The following is a 20157-nucleotide window of genomic DNA, read 5'->3' as shown; positions in this document are numbered from 1 at the left end:
GTCGCGCAGACCGGCGGATGCTCTCTCGGGCAAATCATCCTCTTGTAAAATTTCACAACATGTTTAGGCTCCTCCTCAACGGGCGCCGACCAAGAGCGCCCTCGCGGAGGAAACCCGGGAATGGCGCGCAGCGCGACCCAACCCCGACCGACAGAAGATGCGCCTGCGCCCAAGCGGCGCAACCGCGTCAACCTGTTCGAGCTCGCCTATGAGCGCCTCGAGGCGATGCTGATCACCTGCGAGCTTCCGCCGGGCCGTTTCCTGTCGCTCCAGGATCTGCAGGATATGACCGGCTATGGCCGCACGCCGGTCCATCATGCCGTCAACCGGCTGGCGGCGGATACGCTGATCGTCATCCGCCCGCGTCACGGCCTCCAGATCGCGCCGGTCGATCTGGCGCGGGAGCGCGTGCTGCTGCGCCTGCGCCACGATCTCGAACGCTTCGTCATCGGGCTGGCGGCCGAGAGGGCCGGCCCGTCCCATCGCAACCAGCTCCTGCATATCGAACGCCTTCTGCGCGAGCGCCGGGACCGGTTCAGCCTGGCGGAGTTCAACGCGCTGGATCGCCGTATCGACGAGACGGTGCTGTCGGCCGCCGCGGAGCCGTTCCTCGAACATACCCTGCGCCCGCTGCACACGATCTTCCGGCGCATCGGCTTCATCTATCACAGCGCGATGCCGCAGAGGGTGGGCCTCGCGGTTTCGGTCGACCACCATATCGCGGTTTTGAACGCCATCGCGGCGCGCCGGGCGGATGAGGCCGTCGCCGCCTCGGATGCGCTGATCGGCTTCGTGGACGGCATGTTCGACGAGATGGAAGCGGCGATCGATCCGTCCCTGCTGGATTGCAGGGTCGAGCCGCTGCTGAAGACCTGACGGAAGGAATTACCGGACCATGCGCGTTGTCTTCCACGGCGAGAATGCCGCTTCATTCAGCCACGGCTTTGCCGAGCTGGTCGGCAAAGAGGCCGAGATCCAGCTCTTGCCCGACCATCTCGAAGCGGGTGCCGACCAGAAAGCCTATGCCGAGGCCGAGGTCATCGTCGGCGTGAAGTTCGATGCCGGCCTGCCGCAGCCTGCCGGGCTCAAGCTCTTCCATGTGCCGGGCGCCGGCTACGACATGGTCGATCTCGGCGCGTTGCCGGCCTCGGCTGCCGTCTGCAACTGCTTCGGCCATGAGCAGGCCATCGCCGAATACGTGATGGCGGCGCTGCTGGCGCGGAATATCCCGCTCGCCGATGCCGACCGGCGCTTGCGCCAGGGCGACTGGGCCTACTGGGCCGGCGCGCCGGAGCGCGTCCATGGCGAGATCGCCGGCCAGACCATCGGTCTCCTCGGCTTTGGCCATATCGGCAAGGCGATCGCGGCGCGGGCCAAGGCCTTCGAGATGAAGGTCCATGTCGCCAACCGCAGCGCCGTGCCGGCCTCGGCCCTGGTCGATCGCTCCTTCACGCTCGATGCGCTCGCCGAATTCTGCGGCTCGGTCGATGTCGTCGTCGTCTCCGTGCCGTTCACCGAAGAGACCAGGGGCATCCTCAGTGCCGCCGCCTTTGCCGCGATGCGGCCGGGCGCGGTCGTCGTCAATGTCGGGCGCGGCCCGACCATCGACGAGCAGGCGCTGTTCGACGCCCTGAAAGGCGGCCGGATCGGCGGGGCGATCATCGATACCTGGTACCGCTATCCCAGCGCTGGGGACAGCCATCCGTTGCCTGCAAATCTGCCTTTCCATGAGCTTTCAAACGTTTTAATGACGCCGCACATGTCCGGATGGACGAGCGGCACCATCAGCCGCAGGCAGGGGATCATCGCCGACAACATCAGGCGTCGCTTCGCCGGCGAGCCGCTCGTCAACGTCGTGCGCGCCAGCGCCTGACGCTCCGACATCGGACCGAGAGGTGGCAGCACTTTTCGGGGAATTCGATGCGCCGAACCAAGTTCTTCCACAGCCGGCCACCAGAAGCCGGGCCAAGACAGGCGGCGCCGCCGCAGCAGAGGAGACACCACGTGAAAATGTTCAAGCATCTCAAGATTGCCGGCCTGGCTCTCGCACTCGGCGCGGGCATGCTCGCCGCCAGCCAGGCCTCGGCCCAGACGATCACCGACATCATCAAGCGCGGTTCGGTGAAGGTCGGCGTGCTGATCGGTGCCCCGCCCTATGGCTCGGTCGATTCCCAGGGCAACGCCATCGGCTACGATGCGGATGTCATCGCGCTGATCGGCAAATATCTCGGCGTGAAGGTCGAGCTGGTGCAGTTGACGCCGCCCGCCCGCATCCCGGCGCTGGAGGCCAACAAGGTCGACTTCCTCGTCGCCACGCTGGCGCCGACGCCGGAGCGCGCCAAGGCCGTGATGTTCTCGATCCCCTACAGCGCCTTCCAGACCGGCATCTATGCCAAGAAGGGCGTCGCCATCAAAACCTGGGCCGACCTCAAGGGGAAGAAGGTCGGGGTCAATCGCGGCTCCAGCGTCGAGCGTGAATTCACCAGCCGCGAGAAGGAGCTGAACCTCACGATCCTGCGCTTCGAGGACGACGCCACCACCATGCAGGCGCTGTTCTCCGGCCAGGTCGAGGCCATTGCTGGGCCCGACGCCCAGGCCAACGCGGCCATGAAGGCGCGCGGCGAGACCGATACCGAGCTCAAGTTCGTCTTCGGCGTGCAGCCGAACTCGATGACCATGCGCAAGGACGCCTGGGAGCTGCGCCAGTGGCTCAACAACTTCATCTACTACGTCAAGCAGAACGGCGAGCTCGACGCGATCGCGCAGAAGTGGGTCGGCAGCCCGCTGCCGCCGCTGCCGACCTTCTGATCCGACGTCCTGATCGGATTTCCGATCGGATACACCAATGTCCCGGCGCGTCCAGAACGCGCCGGCGACCACCATCGACCTTCCCGGACGAAGGAGCGGGCCGTTGCTCTTCCAAGACGTCTTTTCCAAATGGCCCATGATCCTCCACGGGGTCTGGCTCACGATCGCGCTGTCCTTCGTCGCGATCACGCTGGGCCTCGTGCTGGCGACGGCGATGACCGCGCTGCGCAGCCTCGCGGGGAGCTGGGCCGGCTATATCGTGGACGCCTATGTCGAGCTGATGCGCAACACGCCGTTCCTGGTGCAGCTCTTCATGATCTTCTTCGGGCTCCCGCAGATCGGCATCCGCCTCGATGGCCTGGAAGCCTCCGTCCTGGCGATGACGCTCAACCTGGCCGCCTACGCTACCGAGATCATCCGCGCCGGCGTCGACTCGATCCACAAGTCGCAGATCGAGGCGGGCCTGGCCCTGGCGATGAGCAAATGGCAGGTGCTGAAGCATGTCGTGCTGCAGCCCGCCTTCGCCCGCGTCTGGCCGGCGCTGTCGAGCCAGTTCGTGCTGATGATGCTGGCGTCCAGCATCTGCTCCTTCGTCTCGGTGCAGGAATTGTCGGGTACGGCGGCGATCATCGAGCAGGACACGTTCCGCTCGTTCGAGACCTATATCGTCGTCACCGTGATCTATCTCGTGCTGGCGCTCTCGCTGAAGCTCTTCCTCAACTGGCTCGGCCGGAGGCTCTTCCCGCAGGTGTCGGGCCTTGCCCGCCTCGCCGAAGCGCATGGGGAGGCCGCCTGATGCAGACCTTCGGTTGGCCGGAAATCCTCTTTATCCTGCGCTCCGCCGGCTGGACGCTGGCGCTCACCGTCATCGCTTTCTTCATCGGGAGCATCATCGGCGGCGCCTTCGCGCTCATGCGCCTGTCGCGCATCCGCTGGCTGCGACGCTTCGCGGGCGGCTACATCCTGGTGATCCAGTCGATCCCGGTGCTCATGGTGCTGTTCATGAGCTATTACGGGCTCTCGGCTCTCGGCGTCGAATTGCCGCCCTTCCTTGCGGCCTCGGCCTCGCTGTCGATCTATGTCTCGGCCTATCTCGCCGAGATCTGGCGCGGCTCGATCGAATCCGTGCCGCGCCAGCAATGGGAAGCCTCGATGTCGCTGGCGCATTCGCCGGCGCAGACCTACCGCCACGTGATCTTGCCGCAGGCGGTCCGCATCTCGCTGCCGCCGACGGTCGGCTTCCTCGTGCAGCTCGTGAAAAACACCTCGATCGTGCAGGTCGTCGGCTTCGTCGACCTGATGCGCGCCGGCATGCTGGTCAACAACGCGACCTACCAGGCCTTTCAGATCTTCACCGTGGTCGCAGCGATCTATTTCGCGATCTGCTTCCCGCTCTCCCGGCTCAGCCGCCATCTCGAAAAGGTGATGAATGCCAGCCGTTCTCATTGAAGACATCCATAAGCGCTTCGGTTCGCTGGAGGTGCTGAAAGGCGTTTCGCTCAGCGTCGATACGGGCCAGGTGGTCGCGATCATCGGCCGGTCGGGCTCGGGCAAGTCGACGCTCCTGCGTTGCATCAACGGGCTCGAGACCTTCCACGCCGGCAAGATCGAGGTCGCCGGCCATGTGATGACGCAAGACCCGACGAAACTGCGCGAATTGCGCAAGGATGTCGGCATCGTCTTCCAGAGCTACAACCTGTTCCCGCACCTGACGGTGGGGCAGAACATCATGCTCTCGCCGCGCATCACCAAGAACGTGCCGCAGGCGCAGGCCCTGGCGCTCGCCAAGGACGTGCTGGCGCAGGTCGGGCTCTCCGAGAAATTCGACAGCTATCCGGATAATCTCTCGGGCGGCCAGCAGCAGCGCGTCGCGATCGCCCGTTCGCTGGCGATGCAGCCCAAGGTGATGCTGTTCGACGAGGTCACCTCGGCGCTCGATCCCGAACTCACCGGCGAGGTGCTGATCGTCATGGAGAAGCTCGCCAAGGGCGGCATGACCATGCTGCTGGTGACGCACGAGATGAATTTCGCGCGCACGGTGGCCGACACCACCGTCTTCATGCACCAGGGGCTGATCTGGGAGAGCGGGCCGTCGAAGGAACTCTTCGCCAATCCGCAGACGCCGGAACTGGCGAATTTCGTCAAGGCGGGCGCTCATTGAGCGTCCGGGGATAGAGGCCCGGCCGGCTTAGTAGACGGCCGTCGCCTCGACCTCGACCATGAATTCCAGGCGGCTGAAGCCTGAGACGATCACCAGTGTCGAGGCCGGCTTCACCGGGCAATCCGCCAGGGCCTCGTCGCGCGCCTTCATATAGGCCGGCATGTACCGGCGGTCGGTGACGAAGGCGTTGAGGCGCACGATATTCGCCATCGACAGCCCGCCCTCGCGCAGGATCGCAGCGATGCTCTCGAAGCAGATGCGGGCCTGCTCGCCGGCATCGTCGGGGACGCTGCCGTCGCTGCTGACGCCGAGCTGGCCGGAGGTCAGGAGGACGCCGCGTGCGTCGGCCTTCATGCCATGTGAATACTGCCCGAAGGGCGGGGCGAGCGAAGCGGGGGTGAGCGGCTGTTTCATGAGCTGATGATCCGGAGGCGCAGGGTCGCATCAGGTCTAGAGCAAGCTGCGCATCGACGGAACCGGGCCCAGTGCCCGGTCGCGGCTCAAAGCGTCTGCGTGACCTTGCGCAGATGCGGCGGACGGTCAGGATCGAGCCCGCGTGCGGCTGCGAGCGCCGCGATGCCGCCGTAGAAGGCGCGCGCCTGCAGGAGCGGCATGAGCACGGCCGGCGGCTCCGGCGGCACGGGCAGGGCGAGGCCCGGTGCCGCCTCGGAGCCGGCATAGGCGATTTCAGCGCCCAGAGCGGCCAAGCTGCGGGCAACCGAGAGCGTGCTGTCGCTGCCTTCGTCGGCGGGATCGAGCACCAGCGCCGGAAAGCCCGGCCCCACCAGCGCCAGCGGCCCGTGCAGCACTTCTGCCGCGCTGAACGCCTCGGCATGGATGCGGCAGGTTTCCTTGAATTTCAGCGCCATTTCCTGGGCGATTCCGAGCCCGAGCCCGCGGCCGATGACGTAGAGACTGGTTGCGTGCTCAAGGCGCCGGAAGAAGGGCGACCAGTCGCAGAGACCGGCCTGCCTGAGCAGTTCCGGCGACCTGACGAGCGCGTCGGCCAGGCTCCGCTCGCAGCTCCAGGCCGCGGCGAGATGCAGGAGGGCAATGCCGGTGGCGAGGAAGCTCTTGGTTGCGGCGACGCTGGTCTCGGGACCGGCGCCGAGGGGCAAGGCGACGTCGACCAGCCCGGCGAGCGGCGAGGCCATGTCGTTGATCAGCCCGATCGTCAGCGCGCCGCCGCGCCTGGCGGTCTCGGTCAACTGGAGCGTGTCGGGGCTGCGGCCGGATTGCGAGGCGGCGATGAACACGGCCTCGGACAAATCGAGCTCTTCGCGATAGACCGAGGCGAGGCTGGGGCCCAGCGAGGCGACGGGCAAGCCGAGCGTCCGCTCCAGCAGGTACTTGGCATAGGTCATGGCATGGTCGGAGGAGCCGCGGGCACAGGTCGCGATGAAGGCGGGCCTGCGCCGGCGCAAGCGCTCGCTGAGCCGCTCCATGGCGCTGGCATTGGCCGAAATCTGACGGGCGGCGACCTCGGCTGCTTCCGACGCCTCGCGGGTGAGGAGCGCTTCAGGCATCGATCCGGTCATGGCTGTGCAGCAGGTCCCGGCTCATGGCATCGACATCGGCGGGATCGAGCCGGGTCCCGGCTCCACCGACCGAGCGCACCGACAGGGTGCCGCAGGAAACGCCCTCCGCCAAAGCCTGTTCGGGCGAGCGCCCGGCGAGCCAGGCTGCGAGGAAGCCGGCATTGAACGCGTCGCCCGCTCCCGTCGTGTCGAGCACCGGTCCGCCCTCGGGCGCTGGCACGGCGAAGGCGCTGTCATGCCGGAACAGCCATGCACCATTGGCCCCGTCCTTGACGACCACGACCGGGAAATGGCGGGCGAGGCGTTGACCAGCTTGGTCGAGGTCCTCGCAGGCAGCGATCGCACGCGCCTCGGCCGCGTTGGGCAGGAAGATATCGGCGCCGGCAGCCCGTGCGATCAGGTCGGGCCGGCGGATCCAGTCATCATCCCAGCTCGGATCGAGCGAGACGGTGAGGCCGGCATGCTTCGCCCGGTCGATCAGGTCGGGGATCTCGGCGAGCGTGGCGAATTCGGCGATGTGGAGATGGCGCGCGGTGGGTTCGGCAAGGGCTGAATCCAGTGTCGCCGGGCGGGCGCTGCCGGCGCGCCGGGACAGGAAGGCGCGCTCACCATCCTGCACCATGACGACGGTCGGTTGCGGGCCGGCCTCGGGCGTGCGTTCGAGCCAGCGGAGGTCGACACCGCTATCGGCCAGTGCCGGCGCCAGCGTGCCCGAGAGTGGATCCGTGCCGATGCGGGCGAGCAGGCCCGTGCGCGTTCCGAGCGCAGCGAGATGGGCAGCCGTGATGAAGCCGCCGCCGCCCGGCACGATCGCGACCGTCTCGGCGAAACGTTCCTCGCCGAGGCGCGGCATCGCGTCGAGCCCGCGGAAGACGATGTCGCAGTAGAGCCGGCCGATGCTGAGAACAAGGTCGCGCCCAGTGATCATAGGGCGCGCTCGGTTGCCGCGTCGAACAGGCGCAAGGCATCGATGCCGGCGCCGAGCCGGACGTCGTGACCGACGACCGGCGGCGCCTTGGCCGAAGCCGAGGCGAGGATCAGCCCGTCGCCATGCTCGACATGCACGAAGGTTTCCGAGCCGAGCGGCTCGACGACTGCGACCTTGCCGGTGAGGACGAGATCGGCGTTGTCGCCGGACGCGAGCACGCGCAGCTCCTGCGGGCGGACGCCGACCAGGGCCTCGGAGGGGAGTGCTGCCGGGCGCAGGGGCAGGGCGATGGTGTTGCCGGCGAGTTCCAGCGCCGGCTTGCCGTCGGCGGCGGTGGTCCTGCCAGGTAGGATGTTCATCGTCGGGGAGCCGATGAAGCGGGCGGTGAAGACGTCGGCCGGCTTCTCGTAGAGCTCCATCGGTGCGCCGACCTGCAGGATCCGGCCGTCGCGCATCACCACGATCCGGTCGGCCAGCGTCATCGCCTCGACCTGATCATGCGTGACGAAGACGATGGTGCGGCCGAGCCGCTGGTGCAGGCGCTTGATCTCCAGGCGCATCTGCGCGCGCAATTGCGCGTCGAGATTGGAGAGCGGCTCGTCGAACAGGAAGGCCGAGGGGTCGCGAACCATGGCGCGGCCGATGGCGACGCGCTGGCGCTGGCCGCCTGATAGTGCCGAGGGCTTGCGCTCCAGCAGCGGTTCGAGGCCGAGGATGCGGGCGGTCTCCTCGATGCGGCGGCGCTTCTCGGCCTTGTCGAGCTTGGCCGTATAGAGACCGAAGCCGATATTCTCGGCGACGCTCATATGCGGATAGATCGCGTAGTTCTGGAACACCATGGCGATGTTCCGCTCCTTCGGCTCCAGCCGGTTCACGGGCCGCTCGCCGATGGTGATGGTGCCGCCATCGATCTCTTCGAGACCGGCGATCATGCGCAAAGTCGTCGACTTGCCGCAGCCGGAGGGGCCGACGAAGACGACGAATTCGCCGTCCTCGATCGTGAGATCGATGCCGTGCACGACCTGCGTCTTGCCGTAGCGCTTGACCAGCCCCTGAAGCTCGATACCCGCCATCAGGCTGCTCCCATCAGATCCGCGAAGGCGGCGTCGAGTTCATGGCGCGCGGAAGCCTCGCGCGCGGCGGTCGCGGTTGCGGCGAGGCCTGCCGCGACGAGGACGCCGCGATAGCCGGCGAAGGCGGCAGCCAGCGCCTGCGGTCCCGGCCCGCCGAAGCGCTCGCGCACCGCGACGAAATGCTCGGGCGAGACGGCCTCGGCGAAGGCGGCCTCGTCCAGTTGCGGTTCGCGGCCGGCATGCTCGCGGAAGGCCTTCTGGAAGGGCGCATAGCCATCGCGCGGCAGGTCGCCGTCGGCCGCGACCACGGCCCGGGCGACATCGGCCGCGATCTCATGAGCGGTGCGGAAGGAGAGGCCCTCCGACCGGACGAGCGTATCGGCAAGCTCGGTGATGGTGATGCATGAGCGGCGGATGTTCTCGGCGACGCGACGCCCGTCGACCTGAAGCGCCGGCAGCAACGCGGCGAGGAGGCTCAGCACGCGCTCGCCCGTCGCGAAGGCCTGATAGCCGGCTTCGTTGGTTTCGCCCTCGGCGTCGTTCATGTCGGTGAAGGGCGTATTGTGGACGATGTCCCGGACCATGCGGGCGCGCGCCACGGTTTGCGAGGCGAGGTGGCGCAGATGCTCGATCGGGACGGGATTGCGCTTCTGCGGCATGATCGAGGAGATCTGCACGAAGGCATTGGGCACATAGAGCTGGCCGACCTCGAACGCGGTCCAGACCTGCAGGTCCTGGATCAGCCGGCCAAGATGCAGGAAGACGAGCTCGACCGCGCTGTAGGTCGCGGTCAGGTAGTCGATCGCGGCGATGCAGCCATAGGAATTCTGCAGCGGAGCGGCGAAGCCGAGCAGATGCGCGACGCGGGCGCGGTCCAGCGGGAAGCCCGAGGTGGTGATCGCGGCCGCGCCCATCGGCGAGAGATCGAGCAGGGCGCGTGCCTGCACCAGCCGCTCATGGTCGCGCAGCATCACCTCGGTCGCGGCTGAGAGGTAATGGCCGAAGGTGGTCGGCTGGGCCGGCTGGCCATGGGTATAGGCGACGATCAATGTCGCCTTCTCGCGCTCGGCGAGGTCGAGGGTCGCGGTGATGAGCGCACGCAGCAGGCCGGCCATATGGTCGAGCCGCGGCTTGAGCGCGAGCTTGAACAGCGTGTGGTCGATATCGTTGCGCGAGCGGCCGGTATGGAGGCGCCCGGCATCGTCCGCCGGCAGGCGCTTCTTCAGCTCGGCCTCGATCAGGAAGAAGTAATCCTCGACCGTGCCGTCATAGCTCAGGGCGGCGGGATCGATCTCGCTGTCGATCGCATCGAGCGCTCGGGCGATGCGGCCTGCCGTGGCGCGTGGCAGGATGCCCGTCTCCGCGAGCATGACGAGATGGGCACGGTCGATGGCGCGGAAGCTCTGGACATGATGCGTCTTGGCTCCGTCGAAGAGCGGGCGCAGCACGGTCTCCTTGTAGACGGGATCGGGGAAGACGGAGGTGTCGCTCGCCCTTGGATCGGTTTTCGTCATGGCAATCAGCCCTTGAGACCGGCGAGGACCACGCCGCGCACGATGTAGCGCTGGAGCAGCAGGAAGACGGTCAGCGTCGGCAGGGTCGCCAGCGCCGCGCCCGTCATGATCAGTTCCCACTGGACCTGCGATTCCACCGCGAAGCTCGTGAGGCCGACCGGCAAGGTGTAGAGCTCCTTGCTGGTCGTCACGATCAGCGGCCAGATGAAGGCGGTCCAGTTGCTGAGGAAGGTGAAGATCGCCAGTGCCGAGAGGGCAGGCGTCACCAATGGCATGGCGATGCGCCAGAAGATTGCGAATTCGTTGAGGCCGTCGATGCGGGCGGCTTCGAGGAAGTCGTTCGGCACGGTCTCGAAGAACTGCTTCATCAGGAAGGTGCCGAAGGCCGTCATGAGCCCTGGGAACATGATGCCCCAGTAGCTGTCGAGCCAGCCGAAGTTCTTGGCCATGACGTACCAGGGGATGACCAGCATCTCGGTCGGGATCATCAGCGTCGAGAGGATGGCGATGAAGACGAGATAGCGGCCGCGGAACTGGAATTTCGCGAGGGTGTAGCCGACGAGGCTGTCGAAGAAGACGTTCGAGAGCGTGACCGCCGTGGCGATGCCGAAGGAATTGGCGAACCAGCGCAGGAAGCGGCCGTCCGAGAGCACGGTCACGTAGTTGCCGAGCGTCGGATGGGCCGGGAAGAAGGCGAGATCGTAGATCTCGGAGGAATCCTTCAGCGAGGTCGCGAACATGAAGGCGAGCGGCGTCACCATCAGCAGGCCGCCGCCGAAGAGCAGGAGCCAGGTGAGGATGCGGCCGGGCTCGATGCGCAGGGCCATGGGGGAGGCGGTGCTCATCAGCGATCCCTTAGCAGCCGGAGCTGCAGCAGCGAGACCACGAGCAGCACGAGGAAGAGCACGACGGTCTGGGCCGCGGCATAGCCCATGTCGAAGGACGAGAAGGCCGTCTGGTAGATCATCAGCACGAGCGGCTTGGTGGCGTTCAGGGGGCCGCCGGGGTCGCTGCTCGTCTGGCTGGTCATGTTGTAGACCTGATCGAAGATCCGCAGGAACCCGATCGAGGAGAAGACGACGAGGAAGACGATGGTCGGCTTGAGCAGCGGCAAGGTGATGCGCCGCAGGATCGTCCCGTTCGAGACGCCGTCGATGCGAGCGGCCTCGTAATAGGTCGTCGGAATGGCGCGCAGGCCCGCCATGAAGATCACGACCTGGAAGCCAAGGCCGGCCCAGATCGCGGGCGCCAGCACGGCCGGCAGTGATTGCGTTGTCGAGCGCAGGAAGGGCTGCTGGGCGATGCCGAGCCCGGCGAGCAGATTGTTGAACAGGCCGATCGGGACCGGCTGGTAGAACCAGCGCCAGACCCAGGCCATCGCTGCGGCGGTCGTCAGGAAGGGCAGGAAATACAAAGCCCGGATGAAGCCGTGCAGGAAGCGCACGCGGTCGAGATGATAGGCGATGGTGAAGGCGAGGAGCAGGCTGATCGGTGTGCCCAGCAGCAGGTAGAGCGCGGTGTTGCGGAAGACCTGCCAGAACACCGGATCGGCTATCAGCCGCTTGAAATTGGCCAGCCCGATGAAGGAGGGCTTGGTCAGCAGGTTCCAGTTGGTGGTGGCGATCCAGAAGGCTTCAAGCGTCGGATAGAAGCGCACCACCGCATAGAACAGCACCGGCACGGCCAGAAAGGACCAGGCCCAGAGGACCTGTTTCTGGCGCATGCCGAGGCCCGAAAAGAGGCGGGCGCTGGACCGCGCATCGACGCGAGACGAAGAGGTGTTCATCGCGACAATCCGATCCGGCGCCCGGCCCGCATCACTTCTTGTAGAAGCGGTCGAGGATGGCCTGCTCGGCCTTGGCGGCATCAGTGAGCGCAGCCTTGGCGTCCTGGTTCTGCAGCAGCACGCGGTTGATCATGTCGAGCGCGACCTGGCGCTGGGCCATCTCGTCGACGAAGACCGTGGCGTGCGAATAGCTGAGCGCCTTGAGGAACGGCCCGTAGACCGGGTGGTTCAGGTTCTTCTCGGTCTCGGCCGCTTCCTTGCGCGCCGGCAATTCACCGACGGTCTCGAGCCAGAGCTGCATCGCCTCGGGCGTGGTGACGAAGGCGAGGAACTTCTTGGCCGCCTCCAGCTTCGGGCCGGTCGGCTTGGTGGTGATGGCATTGACCCAGTAGCTGGCGAAATTCGCCTTCTTGCCATCGGCCGAGGCGGGGAGTTCCGCGACGCCCCATTCGAAGGCCTTGATGCCGCCGAAGGCGCCGAGGCGGAAGGAGCCGTCGATAGTCATCGCGGCGCGGCCGGCGCGGAAGGCAGCCTGGCCCTCGTCCATGAAGCCGACCAGGCCGACCTTGTGCACGCGCTGGAGATCGGCATACCAGTTCAGCGATTTGGCGCCGGCTTCGCTGTTGTAGGTCACGGTCTTGTTGTCGTCGCTATAGGGCGCGCCGCCGTTCTGGCGCAGCAGCGTCTCGCGCCACCAATGGTAATCCTGGCCGGGGAAGTCGAGCGTGATGCCGGCGGAGAGCATATTGCCGGCGCCGTCGCGCTTGGTCGTCTTCTTGGCCATGTCGAGCAGTTCGTCGACGGTTTTGGGCGGTGTGTTCGGGTCGAGCCCGGCCTCCTGGAAGAGCTTCTTGTTATAGAACAGCGCGAGCGAGCGCACCGCCGTCGGCAGGGCGTAGTACTCGCCGTCGCGCTTCATCGCCGAGACGATCGGATAGAATTCCTTCTCGATCGCGGCGGGCGGGAAGGCGTCGCGCGGCAGCGGCTGGATGAACTTGGCGCCGACGAAATTGTCGAGCCAGCCATAGAAGAGCTGCACGACGTCCGGGCCCTGGCCGGCCGGCATCGCCGCCGCGATCTTGGTCTGGTAGTCGGCATAGGGGAAGGTCGTCTGCTTGACCTTGATATTCGGGTTGGCGGCCTCGAAGCGCTTGATCAGCTCGGTCATCGCCTTGACGCGCGCGTCGAAGACATACTGCCAGTACTCGATCTCGACGGTCTGCGCCTTCGCGCCGGCGACCGCGCCGACCGAGACCATCAGACCCAACAGCATCCCGCGTAAGCCGCGCATGACCCTCTCCCCTGATTTCGTTGTCCTCCATCCCTGCCGGTGGGCGGCATTCGGGAGGCTTGCACGCATCGTCATCTTGCCGGCCCGCAGCTGTCAATCCATTAATTCACTTGAGTTGGATTAATTGCCGACGCAGGCTGTCCGCCCGTTCCCTTGCGACCGCCTATGCCGAACCGTCCCGTTCCACCCTCTCGCAGCGTTGCCGTCGGCACCAATCCCGAGCGGACGCGCAGTCATAACCGCCGGGTCGTGCTGGAAACCGTGCGCCAGCACGGGCAGCTCGGCCGTTCCGACATCGCGGTCTTGACCAGGCTCACGGCCCAGGCGGTCTCCAACATCGTCGCCGAGCTGGTCGAGGAGGGATTCCTGATCGAGCTCGGCCGGCGCCGGACGGCGCGAGGCCAGCCGCCTGTGGAATTCGCGGTGAACCCCGAAGGCGGAATGACGGCGGGGATGGAGATCGCGGCGGATCACGTGACCACGGTCCTCGTCGACCTCGCCGGGCGGATCAGGGCGCAGCGCATCGCGCCTCTCGCGGATACGACCGTCGCGGGCGTGCAGAAGACGGCTGCGGCGGAGCTGGCGGCCGTGCGGCGCGAGGCCGGCCTGCCCGAGCGCCTGCTCGGCTGCGGGGTGGTGATGCCCGGCCCCTTCGAGATCGAGGGCATGAGTTCGGTCGGGACCTCGCCGCTACCGGGCTGGGCCGGGCAGGATGCGGCGCAGCTTCTGCAGGACGCCCTGAACACGCCCGTGGTCATCGAGAACGATGCCAATGCAGCGGCGGTGGGCGAGCACCTCCACGGGCTCGGCCGGAATCTACGCCATTTCTGCCAGATCTATTTCGGCGCCGGCCTCGGGCTCGGCGTCATCGTCGCTGGTCAGCCCTATCGCGGGGCCTTCGGCAATGCCGGCGAGATCGGCCATATTCCCGTGGTGCGCTACGGGCGCGCCTGTGCCTGCGGCGGGTATGGCTGCCTCGAACGCTATGCCTCCTTCCATGCGCTGGCGGAGACATTGCGGGAGGCCGGCATCTCGGGCGTCGGGCCGGAGGAGATCGCGCGCCTGCACCGTGACGGAAATCCGGCGCTGTCCGGCTGGATCGTGGAGGCGGCCGGACTGCTGGCGCCGGTCGTGACCATGCTGGAGAATCTTTTCGATCCGGAAACCGTGATCCTCGGCGGCGAGATGCCGGATACGGTGATCGATGCGCTGATCGTGGCGATGTCGCCCTTGGCCGTTTCGGTGGCGAACCGTTCAGGGCGGACGATCCCGCGCGTCCAGCGCGGCGCGACCGGGCGATTGACGGCAGCGCTCGGCGCCGCCGCGCTGCCGCTGCTCGACACGATGACGCCGAAGCTCGACCGCGTCAGCCTGGCGCCCGACGTGCCAGCCTCGGCCTGAGACCCTCAGGCCTTCGGTCAGTATGAGCGCGGCATGCCCAGCACATGCTCGGCCAGATAGGACAGGATCAGGTTCGTCGAGATCGGCGCGACCTGATAGAGCCGCGTCTCCCTGAACTTGCGCTCGACATCGTATTCCTCGGCGAAGCCGAAGCCACCATGGGTCTGCACGCAGGCATTGGCCGCCTCGAAGGAGACATCAGCCGCCAGCATCTTGGCCATGTTCGCCTCGGCGCCCGGATTGGCGCCGGCCTCGTAGAGCCGGATCGCCTCGCGCACCATCAGCTCGGCGGCGCGCATGTTGGCGTAGGCCTTGGCGATCGGGAACTGGATGCCCTGGTTCTGGCCGATCGGCCGGCCGAAGACATGGCGTTCTCTGGCATAGGCCGAGGCCTTGTCGATGAACCATTTGGCATCGCCGACGCATTCGGCGGCGATCAGGATGCGCTCGGCATTCATGCCGGAGAGGATGTAGCGGAAGCCCTTGCCCTCCTCGCCGACGAGGTTTTCGGCGGGAACCTTCACATTGTCGAAGAAGACCTCGGTGGTGGCGTGGTTCATCATCGTGCGGATCGGCCGGATGGTCAGGCCGTCCTTCAGCGCCTCGCGCATGTCGAGGATGAAGACCGAGAGCCCGTCGGTGCGCTTGGCGACCTGATCGCGCGGCGTGGTGCGCGCGAGCAGCAGCATCAGGTCCGACTGCGCGGCGCGGCTCGTCCAGATCTTCTGGCCGTTGACGACGTAGTGGTCGCCCTCGCGGCGGGCGGTCGTCCTGAGCGCGGTCGTGTCGGTGCCGCTGGTCGGCTCGGTGACGCCGAATGCCTGAAGCCTGAGTTTGCCCGAGGCGATCTTCGGGAGGTAGCGCTGCTTCTGGTCCTCGGTGCCGTGGCGCAGCACGGTGCCCATCACATACATCTGGGCGTGGCAGGCGGCACCGTTGCAGCCCTGGCGCTGGATTTCCTCCATGATGACAGCCGCGGCCGAGAGCGTGAGTCCGGCTCCGCCATAGTCCTCAGGGATCAAGGCCGAGAGAAAGCCGCTTTCGGTCAGCGCCGTCACGAACTCGGTCGGGTAGACCATCTCGCGATCGAGCTTGCGCCAGTATTCGCCGGGAAATCCGGCACAGAGCCTGGCGACGGCGTCGCGGATCTCGGAATGGTCGGAAGCGTGCTGCATGCTGGTCTCGAGGCTGTCGTCAAGCGACGAGCCTATGCCAGCCTCGGGAGGTTGGGCACCCCTGTTCGCGCTTTCCGAGGATGGCCTGCGGGCGCGATCATGCGCCTGCAGCCTTGTCATTCTCTGAAACGGATCAGCGCGAGGCGGTGACCACGATCTCGATCAGCGGGCCGCCGAGATCGGCGACGCCGACCGTGGCGCGGGTCGGCATGTCTTCGCCGAAGAAGCTGGTCCAGACCGCGTCCATCTCCTTCTTCAACGTGAGATCGGTTACGAAGATCTGGGCGGCGACGATCGCCTTGCGGTCGAGCCCGACCTCGCCGAGATAGCCCTCGATCTTGCCGAGGATGTTCTGGGTCTGCGGGCCCATCCCCTGCTTGGTGTCGTCGGCGACGACGCCGCCGACGAAGGCGAGATTGCCGGCCTCGACGACCCGGTTCTGGATCGGCGTGCGGATCGAGCGCTTGATGGCCATGGGTGTTCTCCTTGGGTTGAAAGTCAGTGGGTGGTGGTGAAACGGGCGATGCCGAGGCCGTCGATCGGCACGTTCGAGCGGCCGGTCGCGATGATCTCGGCCATCACCGCACCAGCGCCGGGGCCGAGCTGGAAGCCGTGGGCCGAGAAGCCGAACTGGTGATAGACGCCTTCATGCCTGGCGCTCTTGCCGAAGACTGGCAGGTCGTCCGGCATGCGCGCCTCGATGCCGGCCCAAGCCCGCACGATCGGCGCGCCGCGCATGACCGGGAAGAGGTCCCAGACCGTGCCGGCGCTGATCGCGAGCTTGCGCCAGTCGAGCAAGGTGACGTTCTCGTCGCGCAAGGGCGTTCCGAGATGGCCGCCGCCAATCAGCACCGTGCCGTTGTCGAACTGCTTGAAGGAGAGCTTTCGTCCACGCAGGATCACCACGGGCTTGATGAAGGCCGGCAAAGGCGCGGTGATCATCAGCATCGGCGCGATGACCGAGAGCGGCACGGGTTCGCCAAGATCGCTGGCGATGCGGTCGGCCCAGGCACCGGCGGCGTTGACGATGCGAGGGGCGAGGAAATCGCCGGCATCGGTGACGACGCGCCAGTTCGGCCCATCCTGTCCGATCTTGGTCACGCGCACGCCTTCGCGGATGGCGACGCCGAGGCTTTCGGCCTTGCGCTTGAAGGCTTGTGTCGCGCGCAGGGGAATCGCGGCGCCGTCGCGGCGCGAGATCACGCCGCCTGGGCAGCTCTCGGATACGGCCGGAACGATCGAGCGCAGTTCTTTCGCATCAATCAGCTCCTCATGATGGAAGCCACGGAGCGTCAGGTCGGCGACGCGGGCGCGGCAACCCTCCAGCTCGGCCTCGTCCTCGGCGACCAGAACCTGTCCGTCGCTGGTGAAGCCGCAGTCGTCGTCGACGAGATCGGCGATGTTGTGCCAGAGCGCCATCGAGGCGTTGGAGAGCGGGATTTCCGCGACATGGCGCGCAAGCTGGCGCACGCCGCCGGCATTGACGCCGGAGGCGTGGCGCCCGGCATGGTCCTTCTCGATCAGGATGACCGAGAGCCCGCGCATCGCGCAATGCAGGGCGGTCGAGCAGCCATGGATGCCGCCGCCGATGACGATCACATCGGCATTGCGACGCTCCGCGCTCACCGGACGACCGCCTTCACCGAGGCTTCGGTCTGCGGCAGGGCCGCGAGCTCGGCCAGTGTCACCGGCTTGATCGGCGGGCGCAGGCGGTAATAGCCGGTCTCGGCCGGGGTCGTGCCGCGCGTCTCGGCGATCAGTTCGACTACGGTCGGGCCGCAGAGGCGGCCCTGGCAGGGGCCCATGCCGCAGCGCAGGAAGGCCTTCATCTGGTTGGGGCCGGTGACGCCGAGGCGCCGGGCGGCATCGCGGACCTGCCCGGCCGTGACCTCCTCGCAGCGGCAGACGATGGTCTCGTCCTTCGGCGGTGCCAGGAATTGCGGCGCCGGCTTGTAGAGCAGGTCGAGGAAGTGCCGGCCGCGCAGCTTCCTGTCCAGTTCGGCGCGGATCGGCGCGGCCTGCCGGTCGCGCTCGGCTTCGTTCAGCTTGCCCAGCCTGGATGCTGTCCCGAAAGCGGCGATCTCGCCGCGGAGCGCCGCGCTTTCCGCGCCGCCGATGCCGGCGCCGTCGCCGGCGATGGCGATGCCGGGCACGCTGGAAGCAAACCAGGCATCGACGCGCGGCACCCAGGCATGCTGCTCCACGTCGAAATCATGGGCGCAGCCGGCAGCGTTGGAGAAGTTGACGCTCGGGATCACGCCCTGATGCAGCAGAAGGGTGTCGCAGGCGATGGTGCCGGTGCGGCCGTTCTGCTCGAACTGGACCGTCGCCAGCTTTCCGCTGCCCGTCGCCGTCAGGCTGGTCACGCCGGAGACGAAGCGCAGCTTGCGCCGTGCGGCGAGCATCAGCTTGAGGCCCTTGGCGAGATAGGGCGAGCGCAGGAAGTCCGGGATGGCGCCGAGCGCCTTCGACCAGTTGGCCTGCGGCGTCGTGTCGAGCACGGCGGCGATCTGGCAGCCTGCCGCCGCGAGTTGGCCCGCCAGTAGGTAGAGCAGCGGGCCGCAGCCGGCGATGACGGTGCGCCCCGACGGAATGGCGCCAGCGGATTTGAGCGCGATCTGGGCGGCGCCCGCCGTCATCACGCCGGGCAAGGTCCAGCCGGGGATCGGGAAGGGACGTTCCTGTGCGCCTGTGGCGAGGATCACTTGCCGCGCACCGATGATGCGGGCCTTGCCGTCGAGCGAGAGGCCGAGCTCGAATGTGCCGGGCGCGGTCTCGTCCGGGCCGATCGACCAGACGATGCAGCGCGGGGCGTAAGCGGCTTTCGAGCGCTCGAAGCGGGCGACGATCTCGGCGCCGCGCCAGTAGTCCTCGCCGAGGATGGCGCGGTTCTTCACCGGCGTCGTGGTGACCGCGCGGTAGATCTGGCCGCCGGGTGCCGGGTTCTCGTCCGCGAGCAGGACGGCAAGGCCGAGTTCGGCGGCGCGCGCGGCAGCGGAAAGGCCGGCCGGGCCTGCGCCAACGACGAGGAGGTCGTAGCTCTCGGCGAGCTGTTCGATGCTGGCGATCGGGGTCATTCCACGGCCTCCGTGAGATGGCGGCGGCCATGCTGGGTTTCGATGCGCATGCCCTCGGCGAGCGGCACGAGGCAGCCCTGCCGGTTGCCGATGCCGTCGATGACGACGAGGCAGTCGAAGCAGACGCCCATCAGGCAATAGGGCGCGCGCGGTGTGTCGGAGACCGGGGTCTCGCGGCAGGCGGTGATGCCGTTGGTGAGGAGAGCGGCGGCGACCGTGTCGCCGGCACGCGCCGTCATCGGCCGGCCGTCGAAAGTGAAGCTGAGCTCTCCGCTCGTGGCAAGGTCAGCTATGGGCCGGAACATGGAACCTCCGTGCAGTGAAGCTCGCGACGCTCTCCGGCAAGGTGCCGGCGAGGATCGCGGGAGCGAGCGTCAGGGCATGATTGGCGGCGAGCGTCACGCCGGAATGGCAGGTGACGACGAAGGCGCCGGGATGGGTTTCGGACTGGTCGTAGATCGGGAAGCCGTCGGGGCTCATCACGCGCAGGGCCGACCAGGTGCGGACGACGTTGAGACCGGCGAGGCGCGGAAACATCTTCACGGCCCGTTCCGCCATGGTCGAGAGGATCGGCTGGCCGACGACGGTGTCGAAGCCGCGATCCTCCTGGCTGTCGCCGATCATGACGCCGCCCTCGTCGGTCTGGCGGACCGTAACCATCGGGTTGTGCAGGAAGGGTTCGGTCTTCTCGGTGACGATGATCTGGCCCTTGCTCGGCTTCACCGGTGCATCGAGCCCGACCATGGGGGCGAGACGGGCATTGCCGAGCCCGGCGCAGAGCACGACCTTGCCGGCGCGCATCTCGCCCCAGGGGCCGGTGATGGCGAAGCCGCCATCCTTCGGCACGATATTCTCGACCGGGCTGTTCGGGCGGTAATCGACGCCGCGCCGGACCGTCGCCTCGCGCAACGCCCGGAACAGCTTCAGCGAGTTCACATGGCCGTCGAGCGGGGAATAGAGCGAGCCGACCACGTCCTTGCCAATGGCGGGCAGGCGCCGCTTCGTCTCGGCATGGTCGAGCACCTCATAGGGGAAATCGGTGAGCGGCCGGCTGTTATGGAGGCGGCGCATCGCGTCGATGCGCTTGTCGAGCTCCTTCTCCGAGAGGCAGAGCATGAAGCCGCCGGGCTGGCTATGGGCGACGTCGATCCCGGTCTCGCCGGCCAGCGTAGCGGCAAGCTCATGCCAGGCATCGGCCGAGCGGCGCGACCAGAGCGCGTAATCGGGCATGCCGAAGCCCTTGGACTGCACCCAGACCAAAGCGAAATTGCCGCGCGAGGCCCGGAAGGCCGTGTCGCCCTCGTCGAGGATCGCGACCCTGGCGCCGTTGCGGGCGAGGCCGAGCGCGATGGCGCCGCCGACCACGCCGCCGCCGATCACGGCGACATCGGATTCTCTGGGGATA

The 20157-nt window shown here is 67.1% G+C and carries 21 protein-coding genes; 7 read left to right on the top strand and 14 right to left on the bottom strand.

All coding sequences use genetic code 11. The features are described 5' to 3' along the window. Positions 1 to 120: 120 nt before the first annotated feature. From BLQ70_RS20620 to BLQ70_RS20595, 6 genes are all read left to right on the top strand, one after another. Entirely contained in the window at positions 121 to 876 is a 756-nt protein-coding gene (locus BLQ70_RS20620; RefSeq protein ID WP_091860679.1) for a GntR family transcriptional regulator, read from the top strand. Between the two features lie 19 nt (positions 877 to 895). Beyond that, the gene (locus BLQ70_RS20615) at positions 896 to 1873 is read left to right on the top strand and encodes a 2-hydroxyacid dehydrogenase (RefSeq protein WP_091860676.1); all 978 of its coding nucleotides are present in this window, start codon (positions 896 to 898) and stop codon (positions 1871 to 1873) included. Between the two features lie 131 nt (positions 1874 to 2004). Continuing rightward, complete coding sequence (locus BLQ70_RS20610; RefSeq protein WP_425284619.1) at positions 2005 to 2808, top strand: transporter substrate-binding domain-containing protein; 804 nt, start codon at positions 2005 to 2007, stop codon at positions 2806 to 2808. A gap of 136 nt (positions 2809 to 2944) precedes the next feature. Further along, a complete protein-coding gene (locus tag BLQ70_RS20605; RefSeq protein ID WP_061966282.1) occupies positions 2945 to 3604 on the top strand; it encodes an amino acid ABC transporter permease in 660 nt (219 codons plus the stop codon). After that, a complete protein-coding gene (locus tag BLQ70_RS20600) occupies positions 3604 to 4257 on the top strand; it encodes an amino acid ABC transporter permease (protein WP_091860667.1) in 654 nt (217 codons plus the stop codon). The genes BLQ70_RS20605 and BLQ70_RS20600 overlap by 1 nt, the downstream gene beginning before the upstream one ends. Then, positions 4238 to 4969, top strand: coding sequence for an amino acid ABC transporter ATP-binding protein (locus BLQ70_RS20595; RefSeq protein ID WP_061966254.1), 732 nt, complete (start codon positions 4238 to 4240; stop codon positions 4967 to 4969). The genes BLQ70_RS20600 and BLQ70_RS20595 overlap by 20 nt, the downstream gene beginning before the upstream one ends. A 27-nt stretch (positions 4970 to 4996) precedes the next feature. On the opposite strand, the gene BLQ70_RS20590 is transcribed toward BLQ70_RS20595, so the two are convergent. The 8 genes from BLQ70_RS20590 to BLQ70_RS20555 all read right to left on the bottom strand — a co-directional run bounded on the left by BLQ70_RS20590 (position 4997) and on the right by BLQ70_RS20555 (position 13099). Further along, positions 4997 to 5383, bottom strand: coding sequence for a RidA family protein (locus BLQ70_RS20590; RefSeq protein ID WP_091860664.1), 387 nt, complete (start codon positions 5381 to 5383; stop codon positions 4997 to 4999). Positions 5384 to 5469: 86 nt separating this feature from the next. After that, positions 5470 to 6495, bottom strand: coding sequence for an SIS domain-containing protein (locus tag BLQ70_RS20585; RefSeq protein WP_210184327.1), 1026 nt, complete (start codon positions 6493 to 6495; stop codon positions 5470 to 5472). Further along, complete coding sequence (locus BLQ70_RS20580) at positions 6488 to 7435, bottom strand: carbohydrate kinase family protein (RefSeq protein WP_091860658.1); 948 nt, start codon at positions 7433 to 7435, stop codon at positions 6488 to 6490. The genes BLQ70_RS20585 and BLQ70_RS20580 overlap by 8 nt, the downstream gene beginning before the upstream one ends. Further along, complete coding sequence (locus BLQ70_RS20575; protein ID WP_091860655.1) at positions 7432 to 8508, bottom strand: ABC transporter ATP-binding protein; 1077 nt, start codon at positions 8506 to 8508, stop codon at positions 7432 to 7434. Before BLQ70_RS20575 ends, BLQ70_RS20580 begins: the two co-directional genes overlap by 4 nt. Further along, on the bottom strand, positions 8508 to 10022 hold the full coding sequence (argH, locus tag BLQ70_RS20570; RefSeq protein ID WP_091860652.1) for an argininosuccinate lyase: 1515 nt from the start codon (positions 10020 to 10022) through the stop codon (positions 8508 to 8510). Before argH ends, BLQ70_RS20575 begins: the two co-directional genes overlap by 1 nt. A 5-nt stretch (positions 10023 to 10027) precedes the next feature. Beyond that, a complete protein-coding gene (locus BLQ70_RS20565; protein WP_091860649.1) occupies positions 10028 to 10867 on the bottom strand; it encodes a carbohydrate ABC transporter permease in 840 nt (279 codons plus the stop codon). After that, entirely contained in the window at positions 10867 to 11808 is a 942-nt protein-coding gene (locus tag BLQ70_RS20560; RefSeq protein WP_091860646.1) for a carbohydrate ABC transporter permease, read from the bottom strand. Before BLQ70_RS20560 ends, BLQ70_RS20565 begins: the two co-directional genes overlap by 1 nt. A gap of 31 nt (positions 11809 to 11839) precedes the next feature. Next, on the bottom strand, positions 11840 to 13099 hold the full coding sequence (locus BLQ70_RS20555; protein ID WP_091860643.1) for an extracellular solute-binding protein: 1260 nt from the start codon (positions 13097 to 13099) through the stop codon (positions 11840 to 11842). Positions 13100 to 13264: 165 nt separating this feature from the next. On the opposite strand from BLQ70_RS20555, the gene BLQ70_RS20550 reads away from it, so the two are divergent. Next, positions 13265 to 14500: an ROK family transcriptional regulator gene (locus tag BLQ70_RS20550; RefSeq protein WP_091860641.1), complete on the top strand. Its 1236-nt coding sequence runs from the start codon at positions 13265 to 13267 to the stop codon at positions 14498 to 14500. 17 nt (positions 14501 to 14517) lie between these two features. Here BLQ70_RS20550 and BLQ70_RS20545 read toward each other — a convergent pair whose 3' ends face one another. The 6 genes from BLQ70_RS20545 to BLQ70_RS20520 all read right to left on the bottom strand — a co-directional run bounded on the left by BLQ70_RS20545 (position 14518) and on the right by BLQ70_RS20520 (position 20156). After that, positions 14518 to 15675 (bottom strand): acyl-CoA dehydrogenase family protein, encoded by a 1158-nt coding sequence (locus BLQ70_RS20545; protein WP_091860638.1) that lies wholly within the window; start codon positions 15673 to 15675, stop codon positions 14518 to 14520. Between the two features lie 133 nt (positions 15676 to 15808). Beyond that, complete coding sequence (locus tag BLQ70_RS20540) at positions 15809 to 16150, bottom strand: Rid family hydrolase (RefSeq protein ID WP_091860635.1); 342 nt, start codon at positions 16148 to 16150, stop codon at positions 15809 to 15811. Between the two features lie 23 nt (positions 16151 to 16173). Next, a complete protein-coding gene (locus BLQ70_RS20535; RefSeq protein WP_091860631.1) occupies positions 16174 to 17301 on the bottom strand; it encodes an NAD(P)/FAD-dependent oxidoreductase in 1128 nt (375 codons plus the stop codon). Beyond that, the gene (locus BLQ70_RS20530) at positions 17298 to 18752 is read right to left on the bottom strand and encodes an NAD(P)/FAD-dependent oxidoreductase (RefSeq protein ID WP_091860628.1); all 1455 of its coding nucleotides are present in this window, start codon (positions 18750 to 18752) and stop codon (positions 17298 to 17300) included. Before BLQ70_RS20530 ends, BLQ70_RS20535 begins: the two co-directional genes overlap by 4 nt. Beyond that, positions 18749 to 19057: a (2Fe-2S)-binding protein gene (locus BLQ70_RS20525; protein ID WP_091860626.1), complete on the bottom strand. Its 309-nt coding sequence runs from the start codon at positions 19055 to 19057 to the stop codon at positions 18749 to 18751. The genes BLQ70_RS20530 and BLQ70_RS20525 overlap by 4 nt, the downstream gene beginning before the upstream one ends. Beyond that, positions 19038 to 20156, bottom strand: coding sequence for an NAD(P)/FAD-dependent oxidoreductase (locus BLQ70_RS20520; protein WP_210184332.1), 1119 nt, complete (start codon positions 20154 to 20156; stop codon positions 19038 to 19040). Before BLQ70_RS20520 ends, BLQ70_RS20525 begins: the two co-directional genes overlap by 20 nt. Position 20157 lies beyond the last annotated feature (1 nt).

The organism is Allobosea robiniae (genome assembly GCF_900102525.1).
GTDB lineage: Bacteria > Pseudomonadota > Alphaproteobacteria > Rhizobiales > Beijerinckiaceae > Allobosea > Allobosea robiniae.
The sequence above is the reverse complement of the archived record's forward strand: the minus strand, read 5'-3'. Positions and strand labels throughout refer to the sequence as shown.

What these genes read in the sequence shown, in the direction of transcription:
- BLQ70_RS20555 (WP_091860643.1), bottom strand. Translation starts at nt 13,099, where the DNA reads ATGCGCGGCTTACGCGGGATGCTGTTGGGTCTGATGGTCTCGGTCGGC.
- BLQ70_RS20580 (WP_091860658.1), bottom strand. Translation starts at nt 7,435, where the DNA reads ATGATCACTGGGCGCGACCTTGTTCTCAGCATCGGCCGGCTCTACTGC.
- argH (WP_091860652.1), bottom strand. Translation starts at nt 10,022, where the DNA reads ATGACGAAAACCGATCCAAGGGCGAGCGACACCTCCGTCTTCCCCGAT.
- BLQ70_RS20590 (WP_091860664.1), bottom strand. Translation starts at nt 5,383, where the DNA reads ATGAAACAGCCGCTCACCCCCGCTTCGCTCGCCCCGCCCTTCGGGCAG.
- BLQ70_RS20545 (WP_091860638.1), bottom strand. Translation starts at nt 15,675, where the DNA reads ATGCAGCACGCTTCCGACCATTCCGAGATCCGCGACGCCGTCGCCAGG.
- BLQ70_RS20540 (WP_091860635.1), bottom strand. Translation starts at nt 16,150, where the DNA reads ATGGCCATCAAGCGCTCGATCCGCACGCCGATCCAGAACCGGGTCGTC.
- BLQ70_RS20605 (WP_061966282.1), top strand. Translation starts at nt 2,945, where the DNA reads ATGATCCTCCACGGGGTCTGGCTCACGATCGCGCTGTCCTTCGTCGCG.
- BLQ70_RS20575 (WP_091860655.1), bottom strand. Translation starts at nt 8,508, where the DNA reads ATGGCGGGTATCGAGCTTCAGGGGCTGGTCAAGCGCTACGGCAAGACG.
- BLQ70_RS20565 (WP_091860649.1), bottom strand. Translation starts at nt 10,867, where the DNA reads ATGAGCACCGCCTCCCCCATGGCCCTGCGCATCGAGCCCGGCCGCATC.
- BLQ70_RS20525 (WP_091860626.1), bottom strand. Translation starts at nt 19,057, where the DNA reads ATGTTCCGGCCCATAGCTGACCTTGCCACGAGCGGAGAGCTCAGCTTC.
- BLQ70_RS20595 (WP_061966254.1), top strand. Translation starts at nt 4,238, where the DNA reads ATGCCAGCCGTTCTCATTGAAGACATCCATAAGCGCTTCGGTTCGCTG.
- BLQ70_RS20530 (WP_091860628.1), bottom strand. Translation starts at nt 18,752, where the DNA reads ATGACCCCGATCGCCAGCATCGAACAGCTCGCCGAGAGCTACGACCTC.
- BLQ70_RS20600 (WP_091860667.1), top strand. Translation starts at nt 3,604, where the DNA reads ATGCAGACCTTCGGTTGGCCGGAAATCCTCTTTATCCTGCGCTCCGCC.
- BLQ70_RS20615 (WP_091860676.1), top strand. Translation starts at nt 896, where the DNA reads ATGCGCGTTGTCTTCCACGGCGAGAATGCCGCTTCATTCAGCCACGGC.
- BLQ70_RS20550 (WP_091860641.1), top strand. Translation starts at nt 13,265, where the DNA reads ATGCCGAACCGTCCCGTTCCACCCTCTCGCAGCGTTGCCGTCGGCACC.
- BLQ70_RS20620 (WP_091860679.1), top strand. Translation starts at nt 121, where the DNA reads ATGGCGCGCAGCGCGACCCAACCCCGACCGACAGAAGATGCGCCTGCG.
- BLQ70_RS20585 (WP_210184327.1), bottom strand. Translation starts at nt 6,495, where the DNA reads ATGCCTGAAGCGCTCCTCACCCGCGAGGCGTCGGAAGCAGCCGAGGTC.
- BLQ70_RS20560 (WP_091860646.1), bottom strand. Translation starts at nt 11,808, where the DNA reads ATGAACACCTCTTCGTCTCGCGTCGATGCGCGGTCCAGCGCCCGCCTC.